Origin of the sequence: Photobacterium sp. GB-36 (genome assembly GCF_003026135.1) — a bacterium.
GTDB lineage: Bacteria > Pseudomonadota > Gammaproteobacteria > Enterobacterales > Vibrionaceae > Photobacterium.
Map to the genome: position 1 here is coordinate 221,107 of NZ_PYNY01000002.1, position 25,072 is coordinate 246,178.

Consider the following 25,072-nt stretch of genomic DNA (forward strand, 5'->3'; position numbering starts at 1 on the left):
CAAACTATTATAATTATACTAGGTAGTAGAGGTTAAGCTTGCGTGCGAGCTTCTTCTTCTGTGTTTTTGTCACATTGATTTGGAATTGTACAACCTTGTCCTTGTTGAGGCAGATGCGCTGCAACAACTTTAGGGTATAACCAGCCACCAAAACAGGCGCCAGCAATGGGAGCTAAAATCGGCACAATAAAGTAAGGAATATCAAGGCCACCTGTCAGTGCTTTATCCCAACCGGCGAAATAGGCGAACAACTTAGGGCCAAAATCACGCGCTGGATTCATAGCAAAACCTGTTAATGGACCTAAAGAGCTACCAATTACGGCAATTAAAATTCCGATAAGTAATGGATTTAAAGCACCACGGGATGCGCCATTATTTTCATCACCAAGGGCTAAGATGGCGAACATCAATACTGCTGTGATCACAAACTCGACAGCAAATGCGCCGAAAAATGACAGACTGGCATGTGGGTAAGTCGAGAAGATCCCTGCGGTTGCCAATGCTTCATTACTGCTTCGTACAAATTGATGGGTAATTTCATATTGGGTAAAGAGGTTGCTATATAGGGCATAGATAAGCGCAGCAGAGCAGAAAGCACCAAGAAGTTGACTAATAATGTAAGGTGCGACTTTCTTTTTATCAAAACCGTGAAATGCAGCAAGAGCAATAGTAACGGCTGGGTTAATGTGAGCGCCAGACACGCCTGCAGTACAATATATGGCTATAGTGACACCTAATCCCCAGATAATACTGACTTCCCATTGACCAAAATCAGCGCCTGTTAAGACTAAAGCGGCGACACAGCCGACACCAAAAAAGATTAACAAGCCTGTACCGATAAATTCAGCGATACATTCGCCGAGTAGTGAGGGGGCTTTCGTTATTGTCATTTTAATTATCCTTATTATTCACATCGAATGTTATTGTCTGGGAGCACGGCATATCTTCTACAATATTCGACATTTCGAAAACAAAGAAACATTAAAAGTGAGCGTTCGAGCATTAAATGAAAATAAAATGTATTTGTTTTGTTAAATGGCTCATATTTTTTAAACGAATAAATCCATATAAAAATATAAAACGAAAGGTGTTATGCGTATTTATATCTTTTATGAAGGTATGAAGTGGCGAGTATTGATGAGTTGTCGTCATAAAAAAGGACTCATATGAGTCCTTCGTTTTTGTTCTATTTGAAAGCTTAGTTAGGGATTAACATACACAATCACTTTACCGCTATGTTTTTTATTTTGAATATTAGTGAGTGCGTCAGGAAGTTTGGGAAAAGGGACGATTTTTTCTACCATACTTTTAAGCTCACCGTCAGCAACAAGTTCACTGAGTTTATTACCAATATCTGCAAGATGAGCAATATGTTCTGGTGCTCCGTGGGCATAGGTGCCATGTAAAGCCACTTCATGGATACTTAATGCTTTAGTCGTCGCTAATAGCGGCACTTGAGTAAACTGATCGGCGACCATCACAATATGTCCGTTATAACGGATTAGCGCGCTCATAAGGCTACCGGAACGTGCAGAGACACAGTCGATGACACCATGCAGCATTTGATCTTCAGTTAGATTGATTATCTCGAGGGCAATATTTTGCTCTGGCGAGAGTACTGCATCAAGTCCATAGCTTAATAAGCGTTGGTGGTGTTGACGTTCAGCAATCGCATAAACTGTCGCCCCTGCTTTTTTTGCAAGTTGCGCTGCAAATCCACCGACTCCGCCACCGGCTCCTGTAATAGCAATACGTTGGCCTTTCTGGACTTGTAATTTGTCGTGAACGGCTATCCATGCACTATATCCAGCACAGGGTAAAGCGGCGGCGTCAGTGAAAGATAAGGTAATAGGAATACGACTTGCGGCAGAGGCTTTGATGCAGGCATATTCGGCAAATCCACCTGCAGTTCGAGGATCGGCAAAGAAGATGACCCTGTCACCGATTGAAAATTGTTTTACATTCTCGCCTATACTTTCAACCGTTCCCGCAACATCTAATCCGATTATCTGAGGATAATTCCATGTTGCGTAACCCCATTCTGTTAATTTGTAATCCATGGGGTTTAACCCTACAGCCGCGACTTTTATGCAAATTTCGTCTGCGCTAGGAGTAGGCTTATCGGTTTCTTCGAGAGATAGTGCGCTTATTCCATTTGGCTGTTTTAACATCCACGCTTGCATTGGCAACTTCCTCTACTACATATAATCTATTTAACAATATAACGCATTACATGTATTTTCGTCATTTAGTTGAAGCAATTGTGCCAAAACGGAAGGGATTTCAATTAATTGTTACTTTCTCGCAAAGGTGAGGCTAATTGAGCCTTTTACGATGAAGGCAAAAGGCTAAAAGTAACCAAGGATTAATTGATACGCTCTGCTAGGTAAGCATCGTAATCAGGAACTTCAATACTGACTTCTTGATCGAGAAGCGGTGAGGTGATCATGAAGTTTGCGCTAGCACGGTTAGTCGCAACAGGGATATTCCATACTGCTGAAATACGGAGTAACGCTTTTACATCTGGGTCATGAGGAACGGAATTGAGTGGGTCCCAAAAGAAAATCATCATATCGATTTTTCCTTCAGAAATCAGTGCGCCTAATTGTTGGTCTCCTCCCATTGGACCACTGATTAAGCAAGTGATCGGTAAACCTATTTCTTTTGATAAGAGGTGTCCTGTTGTACCTGTAGCGTATAGCTCGTGAGATGCCAGTTTATCTTTATGTTCTTTAACCCAACGAAGTAGATCAACTTTACAGTTATCGTGTGCAACGAGGGCGATATGTTTAGAGGATGCCATTGTGCGGGTTGTTCTGTGCATCATATTTCCTTGCTAAGATGTTCTGATCGTAATGATGAAATAAATAGATATCAGAACCTTATAAATGAGTAAAACACAATAATCTAATTCTTAGCGGTGATACAAATATTATATTTGAGAACAAAATATCCTGCGTCAAAGAACCTAGGACGCAGGACAAAGCATTATTGTTTTACATGGTGGTCTTTAACATAAAAAGAAGGGCGGAACTCAGCGGGTGATAACGACTCTGCAATCACTTTTTTAGGTAAATATTCTGGTGTGAGATTGACAATTGAAGGTGCAATATCGAGTACGACTGGCTTATGTTCAAGATAACGAACAGCTTGGTCGATAGATAGCATGGCTTGTTCCGCCATTTTATCGGTAGGGGCAAATAATATGCGATGACGTCTTAAGCCTCGATAAACACCATGACTGAGGTAAGTTGATACAATTTTTATGTTGTGAATATCGTGAGTACGTAACTCACTTATTGCTACTTCTGCCGCCACAGCGCCACCAACAATGTAGTTAATATCTTCTTTCGATGCGAGGATTTGCTGAATCAAATTTCGTTGTAATTCTTTACTGTTATCGGCCCATAAGGTTGTCACAATTTCTACATCGCTGTTTTTAATCGCGTCTTTAAAACCACGAGATACAGGTTTGGTACCACCTTGGAGTTGAGGGCCTGGTAGCCAAGCGACTTTTACCACACCTGAACCTTTCGGGTGACGTTTAGCCAGGTATTCACCTGCAACTTTACCCATGTCATACCAATTTACGCCTACTTTGGCTTTCACATGTTGGCGAATATCAGGATCGGTAAAATCAATATTGTTCGTCATTAAAAATACAGGCGTATTACCAATAAGTTTAGAGAGTATTCCGTTATAGGCTTCGTCATCTACAGTGCCTAGAATAATCGCATCTGCACCCCATTGATGGCATTTTTGTAGCTGCAATGTTTGCTTATCTAAATTGGGATAACCGCCAGCTTCCATCACTTTTAATGTAATGCCTAATTTTTTTGCTTGTTTAACCATTCCATAATTGATCGATAACCAATATGAATCTTTTAAATGCGGGTAAACTGCACAGATCTTCCATGGCTTAGTAACGGAAGTTAAAAAATTATATTGGACTTCAGTTGCTTTTTTATCTGCCTGAAAAGGAGGTTGATAGGAGATCACTTCTTGTGCAGAAGCTGTTTGGATGGAAAGTAAAAACAAAACAAAACAAAAAATGCGCATTTATACCAACATTATTTTAGGTTTAAAGTCATATCGCTGGCAAAATAGTAGCGCTTTATTTTCTCTTGTGAAATAGCGAGCATACTGAGCAACGACAGATATACGATATTATATACCTAAGTAACCTTGAGATGTTCAATTGAGTGACAACACGCGGCATTAAATGCTTGAAGTCACTTTGGTATATATGGGTTGCAAACATTTTGATGTAGAGATTATTTATGACGTTTACCCTAAAAGGTATCGGAACGAAATTGTTAATAGCCTTTTCAGCAATGGCTAGCTTGATGATTATTGCAGTAATGATTGGTGTCGCAGGTTTTTCATTAGTGGCTAAAACTGAGCGTACGGTAATTAATTCTGCCGTGCCTGCATTAGCAGAAGCGCGTCAGTTATCAGATTTAAGTTCTCGTATTATTTTTAATGCACAAGTATTGGCAAAATCTAAAGCAGAATCTGAACGTATGCGACAAGGGCGTGCGTTAACCATTCATATTGAAGCGTTGAATCGAAGTTTGCATTCACTTGAACAATTTTCTTTTGATCAACCGTTAATGGTCAAATTAGAACAAGATGTAAAGCGTATTGTTGATAATTTAGCATTATTAGGTTTATTGGTAGGGCGTCAGATCGATCTTCAAAGTCAGTTAGATAAGTTAACGACAGAGATGACGAAAGCCACTCATCAAATTGATAATTTATCCCAATCTCAGGTTTCAAATGCCAATACTATTGCGGTAGCTAATGTGTCTCGCATTTATGATTTAGTCGCAGATGGAAATAAACCTGCTGTCTATAAAGCATTAGATAGCCTCGTTGAAGTGGATATGGACTTATCTGAACGTTTATTTGAACTGCGATTTTTATCGTTACAAGTGATCAATATGCTGGATGATTCTAGTCGTATTGTTGATATTAAATCTCTCGTGGCGCTTAAAAAACGCTATAACGACGCGGTAGGTATCATGAGTCAGCGAGTTAAATCCGTAGAAGATCCTAGCCGTTCAGAACAATTAGTTGAGCTAACTACTCAGCTTAATCGTGGCCGTTTGTTGTTTGGGGTTATTGAGCAACTAATTTATGCAAAGCAAGATGTCGAGCGCCTTGATCAACAAAATTTGGTGTTATTCCAGCAGTTAAATAATACCGTTGATGACATTATTGATGTTGCTAATGTGAATACTCAGCAAGCGGTTAAACGTGTTGATCATACTTTAACACTTGCCCGAAATACGTTAATAGTGATCTCTGCGGTTGGTTTATTGGCGTTAGTGCTCATTATGTGGCGATTTGTTTATGCAAGGGTGATTTGCCGTATTAACGAATATAGCCGTGCATTATCAGCGTTAACCCGAGGGGATTTAGGGGTCAGAATTAACGTTAAAGGGGATGATGAATTAGCGCAAATGGGTCGCGCTATTTTAGTGGCCCGTGACACCGCTAATGAGCGATATCGTTTAGCGCAAGCAGAGTCAAAAGCTCGGCAGGAATTACAAGAACACAAAGCTAGCCTTGAACGATTAGTCGCAAAACGTACTGGCGAGCTTGAGAAAATAAACAGCCGCTTGAATGAAGAAGTTTATAATCATTATAAAGCGCGCGATGAAGCCGAAAAAGCAAACCGCGCGAAGTCTTCATTTCTTGCAACTATGAGCCATGAGATCCGAACACCAATGAATGGTGTCTTAGGTACTGCATCGTTATTAGCAGATACACAATTAACATCACAACAGAAACGCTATCTCGATGTGATAAACCGCAGTGGTGAAACCTTACTTGATATTTTAAATGACATTCTTGATTACTCGAAAATTGAAGCTGGGCATTTAGATATAAGGCCAAGTAACTTTTCCGTTGTTCGGATGGTTACTGATGTGTCTAATATGTTAGAAGGGCGAGCGTTTGCAAAACGTATTGGTCTTGAGTGCCATATTTCACCACAAGTTGAAGGAATATGGTTTGGTGACGAGAGTCGCATACGTCAAGTGCTAGTAAATCTCGTAGGTAATGCGATTAAGTTTACAGATACGGGCAAAGTTTCAATTTTTGTCGAGCCTCATCCCGACATGCCAGATGAATTGCTGTTTTCTGTAAAAGATACGGGTATTGGTATTGATGAAGAAGAGCAAAACCTTTTATTTAGTGCTTTCCAGCAAGCAGAAGCAGGACGAAAATCCATTGAAGGTACAGGTCTAGGCTTAGCAATTAGCAAACACATTGTAGCGGCAATGGATGGTGAAATTGGTTTAGAATCAGTAGTTGGTGAAGGGAGTTGTTTTTGGTTTGCATTGCCTCTTGAGCATGGCGAAGGGAATTTAGAAACCGATGATAAAAGAGTGATTATGCGTTCTGCTCATATTTTGCTGGTAGAAGATAACCCAGTAAACAGTATGGTTGCTGAAGGTTTCTTAACTCGTTTAGGCCATACTGTTGTCACGGCTGCTGATGGTGCTGAAGCTGAAGAAATATACAAAAAACAACGTTTTGATATCGCGTTATTAGATATTAACTTACCTGATACTGACGGTGTTCAGTTACTCAGTCGTTTACGCCGCTTAGAAGATAATAGCCATGAAGCATGGGAAGAGCCGACGCCGATGGTTGCGTTTTCTGCTCATGTTTTTCGTGAAGAAGTGGAGTTATATTTAAATGCTGGTTTTGCAGGATTCTTACCTAAACCGTTAGTTGAAAAGCAGTTGATTGATACAATGAGCAGTATCTTAAAAGGTGAGAAACGCGTGATTATCGAAAAAGGTATTGGAGAAGAGAGCGTGGAAGTGAAGCCAACAGAGAATACGATTCCACTATTAAAAGAGTCCGTATTAGGTAGTGATCTTCAAGTATTGGGCGAAGCGCAAGTGAAGCAGCTTATTCACTTATTTGGAGAATCATCGAGCTTAACGTTATCAAAACTACATCAGGCTATTGATGATAAGAATTTATCTGAAGTGGCTAAACAAGCGCATACCTTAAAAGGTGCAGCTGGAACCATGGGGCTAATGCAACTTCATCATATTTGCTCTGAATTTGAAAAAAATGCGAAAGAAGGTTCAATTAAAAGTTTAGATCTGAGCTCGCTACAAAAAGTCTTTGATCAATCTGTCGCGATATTAGAAACCACCTTTATCAGTGCATAATCAAAGCTATTTAGATGAGAAAAGGGCATATACAGTGCCCTTTTTTAATGTCTATGAAACGTTCAGTACTATTTAGTTCCTATTTGAAACGATATCTAGATCAGAAGAGATAGCAGCGCTAGCTGATCAGCATCTTCAACAAGGTCAGACAGAATGTTATACCTGTAGCGGAAACAGCGGTTATTGCGACACCGACAATAGTGAGAGATCGCGATAGGTGGTGTTGAGAGAATAATCGTAACTATTCTAATTAGAGTAAAGTTATAGCCTTGCTGTTTTTCATACACGATTACTTGTGATTGTTATCAATAGCGTTACAAGGTGTGCAAGATGCTCAACCTTTAAAGACGAGGAAAGATGAAATGATAGGAGGTGTATAGTGATGTGGAATGATTTTTACGTGATAAAAAATAACCCCGAGAGCAAAGCCCTCGGGGTTAAAAAGATTACTTAGAGTAATTAAAAATTACTTCTTAGCGTTCTTTTCTTTCTGCTCAGCGATTACTTTTTCAGCAACGTTTGCAGGACATGGTGCGTAGTGTGCGAACTCCATAGAGAACTGACCACGACCAGAAGTCATTGTACGTAGAGAACCGATGTAACCAAACATTTCTGAAAGAGGTACATCAGCCTTGATACGAACGCCAGTTGTACCAGCCATTTGGTCTTTGATCATACCACGACGACGGTTAAGGTCACCGATAACATCACCAACGTGATCTTCAGGAGTGAACACGTCAACGTGCATGATTGGCTCAAGAAGCTGTGCACCAGCTTTAGGCATAGATTGACGGAATGCGCCTTTCGCTGCGATTTCAAATGCTACAGCAGATGAGTCAACTGCGTGGAATGCACCATCAACAAGCTCAACTTCAACATCAAGAACAGGGAAACCAGCAAGAACACCAGTATCCATCATGCCTTTGAAGCCTTTTTCGATTGCAGGCCAGAATTCTTTAGGAACGTTACCACCGATTACAGATGATGAGAACGTAAAGCCTGAACCTACTTCACCTGGCTTCATGATGTAGTCGATCTTACCGAACTGACCAGAACCACCAGACTGTTTCTTATGCGTGTAGCTATCTTCAACAGGTTTAGTGATAGTTTCACGGTAAGCAACCTGAGGTTGACCAACGATAAGGTCTACACCGTATGTACGCTTAAGGATATCAACCTTAATGTCTAGGTGAAGCTCACCCATACCTTTAAGGATTGTTTCACCTGAATCTTCATCAGTCTCAACTTGGAATGATGGATCTTCTGCAACCATCTTACCGATCGCGATACCCATTTTCTCAGAACCGCCTTTATCTTTTGGAGATACAGCGATTGAGATAACTGGTGTTGGGAAGATCATTGGCTCAAGAGTACACTCGTGCTTAACATCACATAGAGTGTGACCAGTTTGAACGTTCTTCATACCAACGATAGCGATGATGTCACCAGCTTGCGCGTAAGTAAGTTCGTTACGATCGTTAGCTTGCATCTCAACCATACGGCCGATACGCTCAGTCTTACCAGTTGCACTGTTAAGAACTGTGTCACCTTTGTTCAGTTTACCTGAGTAAATACGAACGAAAGTTAGGGCACCAAAACGGTCATCCATGATTTTGAATGCTAGCGCTTTGAATGGTTCGTCAACAGAAACTGTTGCAACTTCACCAGTTGGCTCACCAGTTTCTGGATCTGTTAGTGGCTGTGGATCTACTTCTGTTGGAGAAGGTAGGTAATCAACAACAGCATCTAGTACAAGCTGCATACCTTTGTTTTTGAATGCAGAACCACAGAATGTTGGGAAGAAATCACAAGTACGAGTACCTTTACGGATACAACGCTTGATGTCTTCGATAGAAGGCTCTTCACCTTCCATGTAAGCTTCCATTAGGTCGTCATCTTGCTCAACAGCAGTTTCAACAAGCTCTTCACGGTAAGCTTCAACATCATCAACCATGTCAGCTGGGACGTCTGTGATTTCGTAGTTTTCTGGAAGACCAGTGTCATCCCAAACGTACGCTTGACGGTTTAGAACGTCAACAACACCAACGAAATCATCTTCACGACCGATTGGAAGTGTCATGATTAGCGGCGTTGCGCCAAGTACACTTTTAACTTGGTCTGTAACGCGGAAGAAATCTGCGCCCATACGGTCTAGTTTGTTAACGAAGATGATACGTGCAACTTCAGATTCGTTAGCGTAACGCCAGTTTGTTTCAGACTGAGGCTCAACACCACCAGAACCACAGAATACACCGATACCACCATCAAGTACTTTAAGAGAACGGTAAACTTCAACTGTGAAGTCAACGTGTCCAGGAGTATCGATAACGTTGAAACGGTGATCTTTCCAGAAACAACTTACAGCTGCTGACTGGATAGTAATACCGCGCTCAGCTTCCTGTTCCATGAAGTCAGTAGTAGATTCACCATCGTGAACCTCACCAGTTTTATGGATTTGACCAGTTAGCTTAAGGATACGCTCGGTAGTAGTAGTTTTACCCGCATCAACGTGGGCGAAAATACCAATGTTTCTGTATTTAGATAAATCTGTCATTGTTTTTCTCTATCAACAATTACGGTCACATGTGAGGTCGCGGATTATAGCACTACTTATATCAACCAGAACATAGCTATGCGTAATAAAATCGTTATTCGCTTGCTTTTTACTCTAGCTGTTAGGCTTGTTGCCCATTTACACAGCAAATCAAGCTACAAAAAACAAGGTTAGTTCAGGTTTTTAGGAATTGTAAGTTGCTAAAGTTATATTTTTGTCATGTTTTTTGGGATGAGATTCTTATTCTTTATTTTCTTTTCTTTCAGAATTTGTGAACATTTAGATCTTTACTATCAATGATTTTTATCACTTTTTTACGAAGTACTGTTCTATTCGCTCATTTTTTTCCTTCATATTGTAATGTGGGGTAGAATTAGAAATATATTCCTTTTTGTTCTCTTATTTGAGTTATCGACATGTCTGAAGAAATTGAAGTTGAAGCAATTGGTGTTGAAGTTTCAGCTCAACCTATCGAATTATATAAAGTGTTAAAGATAGCCAACTTAGTCAGTGGTGGCGGTGAAGCAAAATATGCCATCTCTGAAGGTTATGTTGCAGTAAACGGTGAGCTTGAATTACGTAAACGTTGCAAGATATATGACGGTGATGTGATTGAGTTTAATGGTGAGTTTTACGTTGTGTTGTGCGACCAGCCAGTACAAGAAAAAATGATGCGTGTTGCAGAGGAAAAACCAAAAGCATCTCCTAAAGCGGCGTCAAAAAAAGCAAATAAAGCTGCTGATAAGAAAAAGAGTACTAGCAAACCGAATATTGCAGGAAATCGTTCTGTTACCAAAAAAGCGGCTAACAAAGCTGCTGATGTAAAACCAGATACAGCGACTGGTCGTAAGCCAATTAGTTTTTAAACTAAAACATTCTTATAAACAAGGCGCGCAATGACGCGTCTTTTTCTTGCCTGATTAATGAGAAGGGATGATGAATAAACAATTTATTACACTAGGTCTAGTGATTAGTTTTAGCTGTTTTAGTGGAAGTGTGTTGGCTGCAACTGTTTCATCGCTAACAACAGCTGAATGTCAGGCAATGTCAAAAGTTGGCGTGATGTCGAGCTCGGCACCAGTACAGTGCCAACGTTTGAAAAAAGTGACATTTAAATATCGTGATTTTTCTAATCGTGTTCACACTAATGGTCAAATTATTGTAATGGATGCAACAGCGCCTTATGTGGGTAAAATTTTCGATGAATTATATCAACAAGGATTTCCAATTCATAAAGCGGTTCCGATTGAAAAATATCGCGGTGATGACACGGTATCGATGACAGATAATAATACTTCTGCTTTTAACTATCGCCCAGTAGAAGGGACGAGTAGTTTATCGCTTCACGCCTATGGTGCAGCGATTGATTTAAATCCGGTGCAAAATCCATTTGTGACTTTTGCACGTGCAGGTCAGGCAAAATATAGCCCCGTAGAAGGGACAAAATATGCTAATCGTGAAATTTATCGTTATGGTAAACCAGATAGAAAAGGGATGGCTGAAACAGTCGTCGATATTTTTGCACGTAATGGCTTTTTATATTGGGGTGGTTTTTGGAATTCGCCAATTGATTATCAGCATTTCCAATTATCTAAAGATATGGCAGTAATGATGTCGCAGATGACAGCACAGCAAGCAACACTGTTCTTTAAACGTTATGTTGAGTGGTATAACAGTTGTAGTCGTATGTACCCCAAAGCCTATAGCCAGTATAAGTTTAATGATTACACTAATTACCTGAAACATAAGCTGGGTGTGTCTTCGATAAGTAAAGCGTATCAGGCTAACCCAAGTAAGGTTATGGCGCAGATCGAGCAAGTCCCTTTGCGTTCAGAGATTTGTGTTAAACGTTAATATTAATCGTACAGCCTTTAGTTGGCGCTTTAGGCTGTATTTCTCCACGATTATCGTAACCACTGAAAGTCATAATGGTAGAGATTCTTTTCTCTGAGTTTTCTTGGTTAACCCGAGGTTGGGTCGGCGGTATTTCGGCTTGCGCATAACGCATTTTTTTTGCGTTATTATTTACTAAATATACGGGAGCGATAGTAAACGTTGACATATGGCCTCCACAACTTAGTTTTATTTAAGATGTGCAAGGTTAATAGGTGGTTAGATGTCATTCAACGTAGTGGCTGTTAGGATATGGTCATTTGTTGGTCAGAGGAATGTTAGCTCCTTGTTCTTTAAGTAAATAAGCACAGTCTTGTGAAACGATTAAAGCTTGAATAAAAGTAAACGGCAGCCAAGGGCTACCGTTTTATGGCAGGGCTTTTTATGTCAGAGCTTTAACTATGTTATTTAGGTAAGCCTTCTGCAATAGGGTTGTTTTTATCTGCGCTCCATTGATACCACCCACCATCAAAGACACTGATATCTTTCCATCCCATAACATAAGCATAGAAAAATGCCTCAGATGCTCGCCAACCAGTACCACAGAAAAAGGCGACTTGTTGGTTTGGTTTAATATTCCATTTCGCCCATTGTTTCGCGATGAGGTAACCACTTTTCATTGTGCCATCTGGGTTATTAAAATCTTGCATATGGTAAGAGTCACTACCAGCGTGTCCCCATTTAGCCCCTTTGATACGACCTTTAGGCTTGATGTAATCATAGCCACTGGTTTTTCCAATATATTCTTGCCAAGTACGAATACTTACGAGTGAATGGGTACTTTGGGGTTCTTTTAGTATTGTTTTTGCTTGCTGGAGATCCGTCAGGTATTGAGGGTTTGCTGGAATCGTTTTACCAAAACTCACATCGTCGTGGTTTTCATTAATGAAAGCTTGGGTCGGGTAATGTGCGTTTTCCCACGCATTCCAGCCGCCATTGAGTAGTCTTACATCCTCAACGCCAGCATACATTAGAAAGTTAGCAAAGCGTGCTGCTGACATATTATTACGAGCATAGACAATGACAGTGGTGTTATAACGAATGCCTAAATCAGTAATGACTTTTTTAAGATCATTATTACTGACTTTATTCCACCAAGGCTTGCTTTCAATATCATTGGTATTGACATACAGCGAGTTGGGGATATGTGAAAGTAAATATGTGGACGGTGGACCCCATTCAACTTCAACAATTTTATAGCCGTGCTGTGGTGCGTACAATGGCTGCTGGTGATTGATTAGCTGATCTAACCATTGTGCAGATACTAAGTGTTTAAAGTTTTTAAGTGCTTTCAGTTTGCCTACATAGTCCGTAACGGGCTGATTAATTGTAGATATAGCGCTAAAACCTTGTTGTTTGAGTGCTTCACTCATTGCCGTCGTTGAGGTTTTATCGCCATACAGGACGGTTGGTACTTTCGGAGATAGCTGACGATTTTTAAGTAAGCTTGATAGCTGAATCGGTGTTAAAAGAGTGAGCCATTGACTATCAATATTGACAGCGTTAGGGATATGACCACCTCGAGTTGCATTTCGCTTTGGCCAACCGTTGAAGTAATTGCTGTCTCGACAATCAATAATTTGTATTGCTTGTTTCGTCTGCTGAGCTTGAGCTAGTTGCTCAAAGGTTTGAATAGGAGGTGTGACAGTGTTTGCTGCCGCTAAACATGGCATGCTAATCACAAAAAGGCACGTAATAAAAATTTGATTTAAAGAGCGCATATAGAACCTGTTTGATCTGCCATCAGGGCAAACGAGGCGACATTCTAGCGAAAATAATTTGTAAGACAATTGATGGCGATTAATTAAATCATCATCTGATTATAAAAATAGATGATGATGGGATAAAAAGTAAGTGGAATATAGAACAAAGCGAAGACACCAGTTCTAGTTTCAATTAAAGCTGGTGTGCATGAATTACTGAGTTATTTGGTACACTGTTTTGCCATCGTTAATCGTAGCTTGGATTTTAATATCTTCGATTTTTAATGGATCTATTTTCAGCGGATTATCTGATAATATAACGAAATCAGCTTCTTTCCCTACTTCAATTGAGCCTTTTTTATCTTCTTCAAAGTGTTGGTATGCAGGCCAAATTGTCATCGCTTTCAATCCAATTAATGGGCTTACACGTTCTGTAGGACCAATAATATCGCCTGTACGAGAACGACGATTAACTGTTGCAGATAATACGCGCATTGAATCAGGCAGAGCGACTGGCGCGTCATGATGTGACGAGAATTTAATTCCTTTATCGTAGACCGTTTTTGTCGGTGAAATAAATTCAGCGCGCTCAGGACCTAAAACAGAATCTCGGTGCCAGTCTCCCCAGTAATAAGTATGCATTGGGAATAACGATGGGAAAATTCCTAGCTCTTTTAAGCTATTGATTTGATCTGGACGAATGGTTTGTCCATGGATTAGGACTGGGCGACGATCTTTCTTGCCGTATTTATCTTCAGCTTGTTTTACTGCGGCGATAAAAACATCAATGGCAGCATCGCCATTGGCGTGAGCAAGTATTTGCCAGTTATTTTCAAAGGCTTGATCGACGTATTTGAAGGTATCGTTATTTGAAATAGCAGAATAACCTACGTAAGAGCCATCTTTGCCTTTAGGAGGCTCAAAGTAAGGCTGAGTTAACCATGCTGTTTTACCTTGTGGTGATCCATCAATCGTGAGTTTTGCACCACCGATACGGAAGTTATTCTTGTAGTCATTACTTAGGTAAGGGCCAGAAATGGTTTGGCTTGCGATCACGATATCAGGATAGGCAACGACATCAATTGGGGAATTACCTTCTTCCGAGACTTTTTGCATGATCGGCATAATGTTAGGAAATGCACGTCCTTCTTGGCCTGTGGTATAGCCAAATTGACTATAGAGTTCCATTCCCGCTTTGAAGATTTTTTCATTATCTTCATTACTCATATTAGCAAGTACTTTACCTAATACATAATAGAACGCATTTTCTTCTAACGTCCCATTAGGTTGTTGAGAGCCTTTTTTACGTACAAAAACACCACCTTCAGGATCTTCAGTTTTATCCGTGACACCAGCAACTTCCAGCGCTTTATTATTTACTGCTGCAAGGTGGCCTGATTGGTGGATCAGAATAACGGGTAATTCTGTTGAGATTTTATCTAAATCTTCAGCTGTAGGGTGACGTTTTTCGGTTAGTTGTGAATCATCATAGCCAAAGCCAATAATCCAGCCTACTTTATCACTACGCTCAGGAAAGTCTTTATGCCATTGATTGGTTAATTCAATCAGGCTATTAATGTCACGACCTTCACCATCTGGTGGGGGTAGTAAGTTAGCGGATAATGCTTGTAAGCCTACATTGAAGACATGACCGTGTGCATCAACAAACCCTGGAATTAGTGTATTACCCTTTAAATCAACAATATTTGTTTCTGCATTCTTGTGCTTTTCAATATCAGAAAGACTACCTGTCGCCAGTATTTTTCCATTTTTAACTGCAACGGCTTCAACTTCAGGCTGTTTATCATTGATTGTAATAATATCGCCGCCGGAGTAAATCGTATCGGCATGATGCACTAATTTTGCTGGTAAAGTGGTTACAGCAGCAGAGGTAGGTTTAGTAACTTGCTGTGGTTCAATACTTTCAGTTTTAGTTTTTTGGTCGCATCCAGAAAGTGCCAAAATAGCTGGGATTGCCAAGCTGAGATAAGAGCGTTTAAACATATAATTTCCTTATAATTATCCGCAAAATAAAGTTTTTTTTACTTTAGGATGCAAGCATAGACGATGAGGTTACTGATTTCACAATTAATGTAACAATTCGTGATGTTATTATTTATTTAGTAACTTATTGAGAGTAAGGAACTAATTAATAAAATGTCGGTCGAATTAATCCAGTAACTGTTTATCTGATAACAGTAAGTGGAAAATAGAGGAATGAAAATGAGATGTTTGGTGCTCTTATTTGTAGGAGCTATCGCAACATTTAGTACAACGCTCATGGCAGCCGATAATGCCGGCTCAGATTGCCATTTAGTGACCTCTAATGTTGATATATTAATTTGTAAAGATCCTAAATTATCACTGTTACATAAGCTGATGGTAGACATGTATCAGCAAGTTTTAACCCAGTCGATGGTAAGCGAAGCTTCTGTGATAAAGGAAACACAGAAAAACTGGTTAGAAACAAGAAAAGGTTGTTTACATCAATCTGATGCTCAACGCTGTTTAGTGTCAACTTATCATTCTCGCTTAGATAATCTTACCGCTATTAATGCCACCGTTCTGGCACCACTTGCCACATATAGTTTTCACGATTTAAAAGATGCTCGCTATAACGGTATCGAAGATATTGGTACACCGATTAAATTACAGCATGGTTTATGGGCAGGAGAACCGTATCAACCTGGTGGTTCAGTCATGCCACAAGTCATACTGCTTGATGATATTAAAGCTGTGGGTTCACTGACGGAAAGTAATAACAAAATGGCAGTGGTTTTATTAAATTACTCACCGGGTGGAACAGGGCAATATTTGTATATAGCTGTTGTTGACAAAGAAAGTGGCCATTTAAAAAATATTGCGACTCAGTTTGTCGGCGATCGTTTTCGAGTTATAGATCTAAAAATATTGAATAAGAAAATTATTTTAGATGTTATTCAGCCGGGTAAAAACGATTCAGCTTGTTGTCCTGGTGATGTGGTTCAACATGTCTGGCATTTAGATAGTCATAATCAATTAATAGAAGAGCCGAACACACGAAAAATTGTTCGTTTAACCCCAGATATTTTATCTAATACTGAATGGAGACTAGAAAGCTGGCGTTATGGCGATCCGGTGAGTGCCGAAAACGATATTCGATTACGTTATATTAATGGACATTTTACTGGTTCAGTTGCCTGTAATAATTATACGGTTTCCGTTACATCAGAGCCGCGTCCGGGCTTTATTAATGTATTAAAGCAGCATACATTGGTGACTGAAAAACAGTGCAATAATCCTTTAGCTGCAGAACAACAACAACGATATTTAGAGCAATTAGGTGGGGTGAGTCAATTCACTTATTTCGCGGGTAAATTAGCGCTTTCATATCAAGTCAACGGCCAGTTGGGGGTAATGATCTTCTCCAAAGAGCCATCCTCATATAATCAATAATCTTTTGTAACCCATTGATAAGAAGTATCAATAGACGTTGATACTTCTTATTTTATAACTTATTACTTATTCAACCATAACTCAACAGCGCGTTGCGTTGAGGGAAAAGCAAAATTTTCTAGTTTGATATCTTGTTTTTTTACCCACAGAATATCAGCAACATCATCCTGTACCGTTAGTGTTGGTTTATCTAATAATTGATGACTAAAAAAAGTATCACAGGTTTTATATTCAATATTTTTGTAGCAATACGTATTACTGAATGAGCCTTGGTATGTGAAATCAGTCAGCGTTAAGTTGAGTTCTTCCTGTATTTCTCGTATTGCTGCTTGCTCTAAGGATTCATTAGGGTCAACAAATCCGCCAGGTAAATCCCATAATCCTAATCCTGGATTTCTACCTCTTATTGCTACCAGTAACTCATCTTCATATGACAGCGCAACCATAACAGCAGCCGCTGGGTTGTGAAAATAGGTAAAATTACAGGCGCTACAAGTAAATTGCTTATCGGTTAAACGGGTTAAGCTTGATTTGCCACACTGCGGACAAAAACGGGCTGTATTTATACTGGTCATCTTTCTAGTGACCATCTTTTTCTAACCAAGTAAGAATAAATTGCGCAATAGACTCAGGATCATTGATATTTAGCTGCGGTAGCGGACATAGTTGAGTATCTGCGTCAGTAGCAAATGCGATAATGTAAGGATCGTTAGGATACAATAAGGGTTTATTGTAAGACGGACGATGAATTTCTATTTTAGGAAAAGCTTGCTCTCTGAACCCCTCAATTAATACAAGATCGAGCTTGCTGTGATCGAGTTGCTCTAAACAGTCGTTAAGTTCAGGATCTTTACGTTCATCTTCTGGGTATTCAAAATAAAGCATGTGGCGTGATTTTGTTGCCAGTAATGTTTGCCCGCAACCCGCATGACGTAATCGATAAGAGTCCTTACCTGGTACATCAGGTTCAATGTCATGATGACTATGTTTTATTAAACCTAATCGAATACCACGTTGCTTGAGTAACGGGATTACTTTTTCTAATAACGTTGTTTTTCCTGAGCCACTAAAGCCCGCAAAGCCAATCAGAGGAGTGGGAGAAGTAATCATAGCTATTTTTAGGTCAAAATACAGTGTCAGTAATTATATCGTTAAATGATGGGGAAATGCAGCAATGCGCTGTATTTACTAACGATTAATTAAAGTAAGTCTTTTATTACTTATGTGTAGCGTGTCTTAAAAGTAATCCTTATCTATGAAAGTTTTGTTGTGTTATGAGTGACGGTCTAAAGTTAAAAGGTGTGGGCATTCTTTAAATAGTTATTGGGTTGTTGTCACAGCAGGGACATTAATGATTAACAGCATAGTTATAAAAACAGGGAGTGTGAAATGTGGGCAATACTTGATTTTGAGGCATCAGGTTTATCTGAACATTCATATCCGATTGAGGTTGGGTATTCTTTACCAGATGGAACAAACAGTAGCATGTTAATTAATCCGCTATCTGCATCCGATAACTGGTCTCATTGGGATAAAGATGTTCAACACAATATCCATAAGATATCTCGGTCAATGATTGAAGAGACTGGGATGCAAGTGGTGGATGTTTGCCAACATTTAAATACGACTTTAGGTCAATATGATTTGGTTTTATGTGACAGTGAATGGGATCTATTCTGGCTGGGGCGTTTATACCATGCAGCACATATGCGTCCATCTTTTGTGCTTACAGAGGTAAGCCATTGGTTAAAAAATCAAAATGGACTGGGTCAGGTACACTTTAAATTGGCTTTAGATAACTTAGGGGCGATGAGGCATCAAGCTGGATATGATGCAAAACAAATCCGCTTAGCGATAGATACATTGGTTAAGTCATCTTAATTAAAATTTTATCTTTAGAAAAATTAAGTTACGAGGTTTGTATTTGTAAACATGGGTTGGATGTTTACAATGCCGTTTTCAATGATTGATAACGAGATAACGTGTGGCAGAGTTTTTACCAACCGTTTTAGAAACAAAACAATCCTTACGTGTGGCTATGTTTAATGTCGCGATGTCTGAGCCAGAACAAGGGCGTATTTTTCAGCAAACATCGGGTTTAACTAATAAAAGATTTCAGCGACTCGCCGCTATTATCCAGCATGTTAATGCTGATGTTTTGTTACTGTGTGAATTTGATCACCCTGGTAATGGGGGCGATGATGGTAGCCTTGATAATTTTTGTCAGCATTATTTATCTCATTCTCAATATCAACAATCTGCGATTGATTACCCTTATCGCTATTGCCCTTCATCCAATACCGGCCTAATAACCGAAATAGATCTAAACGGTGATGGTCTCTGCACGTTACCAGAAGATGCCCAAGGTTACGGTGAATTTCATGGTCATTTTGGTTTTGTTATTTTATCTAAATGTCCACTGCAGCAAGAGAATATTCGAACGTGGCAGCACTTTCTTTGGAAGGATATGCCGAATAACTTAATGCCTGTCGATTATTATTCAAAAGAAGCTCAGCATATATTACGTTTATCTTCTAAAAATCATGTTGTTGTGCCTATTGTTGTTGAAGATAAAGAAATTAATTTACTGTGTTGTCATCCAACCCCTCCTGTGTTTGACGGTAATGAACGTCGAAATGCAAAACGTAATCATGATGAAATCCAGCTTTTAATCGACATCATTAATGATGAATCCTATTTAGTTGACGATAATGATCAAGTTGGTGGATTAAAACCTGATGATGCCTTTATTGTAATGGGGGATTTAAATGCTGATTTAGATGATGGCGACGGATTTAAGGACGCGATTAAACACCTACTGAAACTCGATAAAATAAATACAAGGGTTGGTAGTGGTAAGCAGACGCCTAAAAGTGAAGGTGCAAGGCATTATTATCCTTGGCAAAAGCGTACTGGCCGTAAAAATGAGTGGACGCATTTAGCTGGGTTGCGGTTAGATTATGTGTTGCCGTCAAGAAATTTAGATGTGATAAAAACGGGGGTTTTTTGGCCGGATAAACATGATTTATTACGTGAACTTATTTTAGATTGTAAAGGTAGAGAAAAGCCTTCTGCAGGATCAGATCATCGAATGGTGTGGGTTGATATTAATATTGCGGACTAAATGACGATGTGATCATGTTGGCATATTTATATTATAACAATTATTCAGAGATAAAAGTTAACAGAGATAGTAATACCTAATGTTACTCTTCACCCTGGTTATTTTTCGGGGGGAGTCATTATGCGTTTGGTACTTAGCCGCTATTGGTTTTTCTGTCTTTTATTTTGTTGGTCTGTTGCGGCAAATAGTTTACAGCTTAATCCGACATATCAACAAAGCGCTAATCAGATCCGCCAAACCTTTGAGCCTCAGTTATATACATTGCCAGCCTATACAGCGGGGCATTATGGCTTACGTATGTATCGGCAGTCGTTAGATCCTAAATACGCCGCCGCGATATGGCAGGACATGGCGCGAGTAGCGAGTAACTTAAATCGCTATTCAACAGAAGTTGTGACACCTGAGCAAGTACAACGATACAGTTTAGCGCGATTAGCCAATTATAAAACATCACCTAAAGAGCGTAGCCAACGTCGATATAAAGCGACTCAAACGATGCCTGAATATTTATATTTAGGCGTTGGGTTGCTCGGCTCAATGGCGCGTGCCGATGAGTATGGGTTAAAGCATCAAAATGATGCGCAATTAAGGCAGGTTCTTCGCCGTTATGATTTCAAAAAATATGTTACTGATCCTGAAATGATCCAAGCGTGGGCAGCACAACTTGCAAATCAAGTCTATTGGTTAAGACAACTGGGTGAACAAGATGTGGTGAATGATTTCATTATTGCTTTTCGTGAAACTTATCCTGATAGTCAAGACAATCAATTATCTTCTCTGCAATACAGCAATAAAATTTATGGGTTAACGCATATTATTTTTGCGGCATCGAAATACTATCAATTACCGATCCATGAAAAAGATCATCAATGGATTTTTGATTACTACCGCAAAAATATCGATAAGATTATTGCTGAAACGAAAGAGGATGTTATTGCAGAGGTCGGGATTAACTTTTTATTGGCAGGGTTAGAGGCAGATCCCGTAGTAGAGAAAACCCGCAAGGTGATTCAGCAAGCAATAAATCCTCAGCATGGAATGATCCCATCAGTAACGGGTGATATAGATTTAGTCTCTGGTGAACACCGCAATGTACTTGCGATAATGTTACTCGATTGGAAAGAAACGCATTTAGCGCCGACGCTAAGCGACCATCCTCAAATGTTCAAGCATATACCGTATGGATTGATTGCAAAATAGCATAGGAAGGGTAAAGGTATATTTACGCATAATAGAATTGATTGAGAATCAAACAATATCAATTAAATATTTTGACAAAGTACCGGAAAGGTTTGAATAAGCAAGCAACAGCAGTTACTGCTGCTTGCGTAGGCTGTTAGAAATATTTACTACGAATTTTGGCGTATTTTTCTTTCAGTGCGCTAGTTGTGAAGGTTTTAACAACCATATTGGGTGACCAATAGCTTGGTGACCACCCCGCTTTTTGTTTCAATTGCTGAATAAAATGATCTGGTGTGATCCCTTTTCTCCACGCACTTGGTAGCATTGTTGTTTGCGTGTAGCGATCAATTAATACAATACCTTGGCGATTGCTAGGTATTTGTAAGTGTTCGACTAAGGCCTGATGAGAGTGAATTGGCAACGTTTCAAGTGGCGATAATACTTCGATTTCGATTGTTAATTCATCAAGTTGTTCTTCAGAAAGAGGCATAAAGCGACGGTCTTCGTATGCACTAGCCACGGCTTTATTATGAACTTCTATGACTAATGGACGCGAAGCAATAGTTGTCCCCATAGAGCCTTGCAATGCATTATTCACCTCTAAGGTAACAAAACATGCTGCATGTTGTTGCATCTTTCGCGTGTAATGATTAAGCCGAGGTGCATTTATCGGACGATCAGAAAAATGGTCATGAATAGCATTGCGTGCAATATCCAGTAATTGAGTTAACTCACCTTTATTATATGTTTGTGGTGTAGCTATTATATCCACAACTCTCTCCTTAACTCTGTAATGACAGAGCAGTTAAATTCCGTGATAAAAGCGATTTATTATTGTTCATTGGGCTGCTTTTGATTATCCGTTAGTGTTTGAATGCAAAAGGACTGACGAAACAGTTAACGGTAGTGAGGTAATTAATATCATCTATTTTCGATGAATGTTCAACATGTGAAAGGTTAAAATTTGTTAACTTTTCTATCGTTATTTTATTCAGTATTTGTATTTTAATTTCTTATAAAACAAATTGTTATATTTTATCTGTTGAAAAGGGGCTTTTACTAATTGACTATCAATGAGTAATTGCGAATAGAAAGTGAACAGTGCAACTAAAATTAAATATTGTTTAGATCGTAAACAGGTGTGAAGTAGATGTTTTACTATTAAGTAAGTTTCAATTATCTTGACCAACTTATCTTATAGAAGAAGTAGCATTGTGATGACTGAAGTAAAAAATCTAACAATCGAACAGCTTGAGCAATACGACAATTTAGTAATTACGCAGCCGAATTGTCCGTTTTGTGTGAAAGCAAAAGCATTACTTGATGAGCGTGGTATCGAGTATACAACACTTGTTTTAGGGCTAAATTTATCAAAATTAGTGATGGTTGATTTCATCGAACAAAAGGCAGGGCTAACGGTTCGTACTGTACCTCAAATTATTTTAGATGATAAATATATTGGCGGTCATGACGATTTAGTCGCTTTTCTTGAGCGCCAAGTTGAAGCAACTGAGTTTGATGATTTTGAATTATAAAAATGGGCTGAAAAGCCCTTTTTTATATCTATTAATAGTACATGTATGAGCTGATCTTATGAAACTCGATTTTTCTCAATTAAACAAACAGGCCAAACAATCGTTTGGTGACCAACAAGCTATTATTAAAAAAGTGATGCAAGGTAAAGTAGTTAACTGTAAAGAATGTGATCAATCATTATTCTTAGTTCCACCTGAAAAAAGCGAACAACCAGGGATTGCATGTAAAAAAGGCTGTACTCATATTCATTTAGATTTCGCCTAGTTAAGGGGATATTTTAATTGTAGGGTGTATAAAAAAGCACCATTGAATTGTTTTTTTTAGGTAAGTATTCCCACATTACTGATAACGAGTGTTACGGAGTTGCACACTATTTCTAGCAAATCGGCATTCTCAATTTCTATTTTTATATTGCTAGTTAATGCAGCGATTAATAATAAAAAGCTATTTACGGAAGTGAGATAACTTTGATAGCTGATAATTTTATAAATTTCAGCTTAAGTTATAACATCATGAATTAAATTATAAAAATAACTACGATGATAAAATTATATTTATCAGCCAACGATAAAAAAACAGTCTAAAGTTGATAGGGTAGTAGTTAGAGTACAATGAAAAGCATTATTAATTTTACACACTGATATCATTATTTTTTATGGGATATGGTGTTTTTTATAACAAATGAATTGTTTTTAGACGATTAAGCCATCTATTGACAGTTATTATGATGAAATGGTTATATATTGCCGCTCAGATTTTATTTACAGGACTAAGTATTGATGGTTTGAGTTGTAATCATAACGGGACTTTATAAATGAGTAAGCACGATAAATATAGTATTCATAATACCGACTATACAATTGGACAAGATAATGTCCAAAAATGGGGCTTTGATGTCCATAATGCGGTATTTGGCGTTAGTGCAGGATTAATTGTTCTCTTTTTAGCAGCAATTCTTATCAGCGATCCTGCAACAGCAAAAGCAGCGTTAGATAGTGTTAAAAATGCTATCGTAAATAAATTCGATACCATGTTTCTTTTAGCGGGAAACTTTTTTGTTATTTTTTGTTTAGGGCTCATCATTTCTCCTTACGGGCGTATTCGCCTTGGCGGTAAAGAAGCTGAATCTGAACATACAACCTTATCTTGGTTATCCATGCTGTTTGCTGCAGGTATGGGGATTGGTTTAATGTTTTGGAGTGTTGCCGAGCCTGCCGCGTATTATACCGGATGGGGTGGTTCAACACCGCTAAGTGTGACACCTGAAACGCCAGAGGCCTTTAAAGTCGCGATGGGTGCAACTATGTACCATTGGGGTTTACATCCATGGGCTATTTACGGTGTTGTTGCGCTTTCAATGGCATTTTTTGCTTATAATAAAGGTTTACCACTTTCTATTCGTTCGGTGTTTTATCCTATTCTTGGCGATCGTACTTGGGGTTGGGCTGGGCATATTGTTGATATTCTTGCTGTGCTTGCGACGCTATTCGGTTTAGCGACATCTTTAGGACTAGGGGCTCAGCAGGCGGCAAGTGGTATCAACCACGTATTTGGTACTCATGGTGGTTTGGGATTACAGATTGGCATTATTATTGTCGTTACTTTAATTGCCATCTACTCAGTAGCACAAGGTATTGATTCTGGCGTTAAATTGCTAAGCAATATCAATATGCTGGTAGCATTAGTTCTTCTTGTTTTTGTCGGCGCCGTTGGTTTTACTGTTTCTATGCATACAATCCCAACAACGATTGTGGGGTATGTAGAGAACTTCATTCCACTCAGTAACCCATTTGGACGTACAGACCAAGCATGGTTACACGGTTGGACAATTGTATACTGGGCATGGTGGATTTCATGGTCACCATTTGTAGGTTCATTTATTGCACGTATCTCAAAAGGTCGTACTGTTCGTGAGTTCTTAATTGCTGTCTTGATTGTGCCGACTGTGGTTACAACTGTTTGGATGTCAGTATTCGGCGGTCAAGCCATTCACCAAGTGATGGATGGCATTGGATCGTTAGGAAAAAATGGTATTACTGAAGTGCCACTGGCGATGTTCCAGATGTTTGATGCACTACCTTTTGGTACTATCTTATCTGTTATTGCCGTTTGTCTTGTTTTAGTATTCTTTATCACTTCATCAGATTCAGGCTCATTGGTTATCGATAGTATTACTGCAGGTGGTAAAATTGATAACCCTGTGGCACAACGCGTATTTTGGGCTGTTATTGAAGGTTTAATTGCGATTGCATTGTTGTGGGTAGGTGGTACTCAAGCAATTCAAGCGCTTCAAGCTGGCACTATTTCAACGGCACTTCCGTTTACTATTATATTATTGCTAATGTGTGTAAGCCTATTGCTTGGCTTTAGAACAGAAAAGTACAAGTAAAATTATAAGGGCAATTTAGCCTAAAATGGTAATAAAAACCGCAGTATTAATACTGCGGTT

21 protein-coding genes are annotated in these 25,072 nt (G+C 39.1%); 10 read left to right on the plus strand and 11 right to left on the minus strand.

The window, feature by feature from the left end; translation table 11 throughout:
* Positions 1-32: 32 nt before the first annotated feature.
* The 4 genes from C9J46_RS02635 to torT all read right to left on the minus strand — a co-directional run bounded on the left by C9J46_RS02635 (position 33) and on the right by torT (position 4,059).
* Positions 33-890, minus strand: a complete 858-nt coding sequence (locus C9J46_RS02635) for an MIP/aquaporin family protein (protein WP_107245958.1) — start codon at positions 888-890, stop codon at positions 33-35.
* Between the two features lie 312 nt (positions 891-1,202).
* Complete coding sequence (locus tag C9J46_RS02640; protein ID WP_107206245.1) at positions 1,203-2,183, minus strand: zinc-binding dehydrogenase; 981 nt, start codon at positions 2,181-2,183, stop codon at positions 1,203-1,205.
* A 182-nt stretch (positions 2,184-2,365) separates the two neighbouring features.
* Positions 2,366-2,824, minus strand: coding sequence for a methylglyoxal synthase (locus C9J46_RS02645; RefSeq protein ID WP_107206246.1), 459 nt, complete (start codon positions 2,822-2,824; stop codon positions 2,366-2,368).
* 164 nt (positions 2,825-2,988) lie between these two features.
* Positions 2,989-4,059 carry a TMAO reductase system periplasmic protein TorT gene (torT, locus tag C9J46_RS02650; protein WP_107206247.1) on the minus strand — a complete coding sequence of 357 codons (1,071 nt, stop codon included), beginning with the start codon at positions 4,057-4,059 and terminating at the stop codon, positions 2,989-2,991.
* Positions 4,060-4,280: 221 nt separating this feature from the next.
* On the opposite strand from torT, the gene torS reads away from it, so the two are divergent.
* Entirely contained in the window at positions 4,281-7,196 is a 2,916-nt protein-coding gene (gene torS, locus C9J46_RS02655; protein ID WP_107287125.1) for a TMAO reductase system sensor histidine kinase/response regulator TorS, read from the plus strand.
* A gap of 466 nt (positions 7,197-7,662) precedes the next feature.
* Here the strand turns inward: torS and fusA are convergent, their stop codons facing one another.
* Complete coding sequence (gene fusA, locus C9J46_RS02660; protein WP_107206249.1) at positions 7,663-9,750, minus strand: elongation factor G; 2,088 nt, start codon at positions 9,748-9,750, stop codon at positions 7,663-7,665.
* 416 nt (positions 9,751-10,166) lie between these two features.
* Between fusA and C9J46_RS02665 the strand changes: the two genes are divergently transcribed.
* On the plus strand, positions 10,167-10,616 hold the full coding sequence (locus C9J46_RS02665) for an RNA-binding S4 domain-containing protein (protein WP_107206250.1): 450 nt from the start codon (positions 10,167-10,169) through the stop codon (positions 10,614-10,616).
* A 67-nt stretch (positions 10,617-10,683) separates the two neighbouring features.
* Positions 10,684-11,604: a M15 family metallopeptidase gene (locus C9J46_RS02670; RefSeq protein WP_107206251.1), complete on the plus strand. Its 921-nt coding sequence runs from the start codon at positions 10,684-10,686 to the stop codon at positions 11,602-11,604.
* Here C9J46_RS02670 and C9J46_RS02675 read toward each other — a convergent pair.
* The 3 genes from C9J46_RS02675 to C9J46_RS02685 all read right to left on the minus strand — a co-directional run bounded on the left by C9J46_RS02675 (position 11,594) and on the right by C9J46_RS02685 (position 15,350).
* On the minus strand, positions 11,594-11,812 hold the full coding sequence (locus tag C9J46_RS02675; RefSeq protein WP_107259612.1) for a hypothetical protein: 219 nt from the start codon (positions 11,810-11,812) through the stop codon (positions 11,594-11,596). The genes C9J46_RS02670 and C9J46_RS02675 overlap by 11 nt on opposite strands.
* Before the next feature lie 235 nt (positions 11,813-12,047).
* On the minus strand, positions 12,048-13,316 hold the full coding sequence (locus C9J46_RS02680) for a rhodanese-like domain-containing protein (protein WP_233217673.1): 1,269 nt from the start codon (positions 13,314-13,316) through the stop codon (positions 12,048-12,050).
* 243 nt (positions 13,317-13,559) lie between these two features.
* Positions 13,560-15,350, minus strand: a complete 1,791-nt coding sequence (locus C9J46_RS02685) for an amidohydrolase (protein WP_107206254.1) — start codon at positions 15,348-15,350, stop codon at positions 13,560-13,562.
* 213 nt (positions 15,351-15,563) lie between these two features.
* On the opposite strand from C9J46_RS02685, the gene C9J46_RS02690 reads away from it, so the two are divergent.
* Entirely contained in the window at positions 15,564-16,781 is a 1,218-nt protein-coding gene (locus tag C9J46_RS02690; protein ID WP_233217616.1) for an META domain-containing protein, read from the plus strand.
* 62 nt (positions 16,782-16,843) lie between these two features.
* On the opposite strand, the gene C9J46_RS02695 is transcribed toward C9J46_RS02690, so the two are convergent.
* On the minus strand, positions 16,844-17,356 hold the full coding sequence (locus C9J46_RS02695) for an NUDIX domain-containing protein (protein ID WP_107290528.1): 513 nt from the start codon (positions 17,354-17,356) through the stop codon (positions 16,844-16,846).
* A gap of 4 nt (positions 17,357-17,360) precedes the next feature.
* Positions 17,361-17,891 (minus strand): molybdopterin-guanine dinucleotide biosynthesis protein B, encoded by a 531-nt coding sequence (gene mobB / locus C9J46_RS02700; protein ID WP_107245969.1) that lies wholly within the window; start codon positions 17,889-17,891, stop codon positions 17,361-17,363.
* Positions 17,892-18,170: 279 nt separating this feature from the next.
* Here mobB and C9J46_RS02705 point away from each other — a divergent pair, with 279 nt between their 5' ends.
* From C9J46_RS02705 to C9J46_RS02715, 3 genes are all read left to right on the plus strand, one after another.
* A complete protein-coding gene (locus C9J46_RS02705; RefSeq protein ID WP_107206258.1) occupies positions 18,171-18,662 on the plus strand; it encodes a hypothetical protein in 492 nt (163 codons plus the stop codon).
* A gap of 103 nt (positions 18,663-18,765) precedes the next feature.
* Positions 18,766-19,905, plus strand: a complete 1,140-nt coding sequence (locus C9J46_RS02710) for an endonuclease/exonuclease/phosphatase family protein (protein WP_107290529.1) — start codon at positions 18,766-18,768, stop codon at positions 19,903-19,905.
* 120 nt (positions 19,906-20,025) lie between these two features.
* Positions 20,026-21,105, plus strand: a complete 1,080-nt coding sequence (locus tag C9J46_RS02715; RefSeq protein ID WP_107290530.1) for a DUF3541 domain-containing protein — start codon at positions 20,026-20,028, stop codon at positions 21,103-21,105.
* 136 nt (positions 21,106-21,241) lie between these two features.
* Here the strand turns inward: C9J46_RS02715 and amrA are convergent, their stop codons facing one another.
* Positions 21,242-21,859, minus strand: coding sequence for an AmmeMemoRadiSam system protein A (gene amrA / locus C9J46_RS02720; RefSeq protein ID WP_107206261.1), 618 nt, complete (start codon positions 21,857-21,859; stop codon positions 21,242-21,244).
* A 445-nt stretch (positions 21,860-22,304) separates the two neighbouring features.
* Here amrA and C9J46_RS02725 point away from each other — a divergent pair, with 445 nt between their 5' ends.
* The 3 genes from C9J46_RS02725 (at position 22,305) to C9J46_RS02735 (ending at position 25,012) form a co-directional block, all read left to right on the plus strand.
* Positions 22,305-22,622: a glutaredoxin domain-containing protein gene (locus C9J46_RS02725; RefSeq protein WP_107206262.1), complete on the plus strand. Its 318-nt coding sequence runs from the start codon at positions 22,305-22,307 to the stop codon at positions 22,620-22,622.
* A 58-nt stretch (positions 22,623-22,680) separates the two neighbouring features.
* A complete protein-coding gene (locus C9J46_RS02730; protein WP_105059910.1) occupies positions 22,681-22,887 on the plus strand; it encodes a hypothetical protein in 207 nt (68 codons plus the stop codon).
* Positions 22,888-23,437: 550 nt separating this feature from the next.
* Complete coding sequence (locus C9J46_RS02735) at positions 23,438-25,012, plus strand: BCCT family transporter (protein WP_107245973.1); 1,575 nt, start codon at positions 23,438-23,440, stop codon at positions 25,010-25,012.
* The last annotated feature ends 60 nt before the right edge of the window (positions 25,013-25,072 follow it).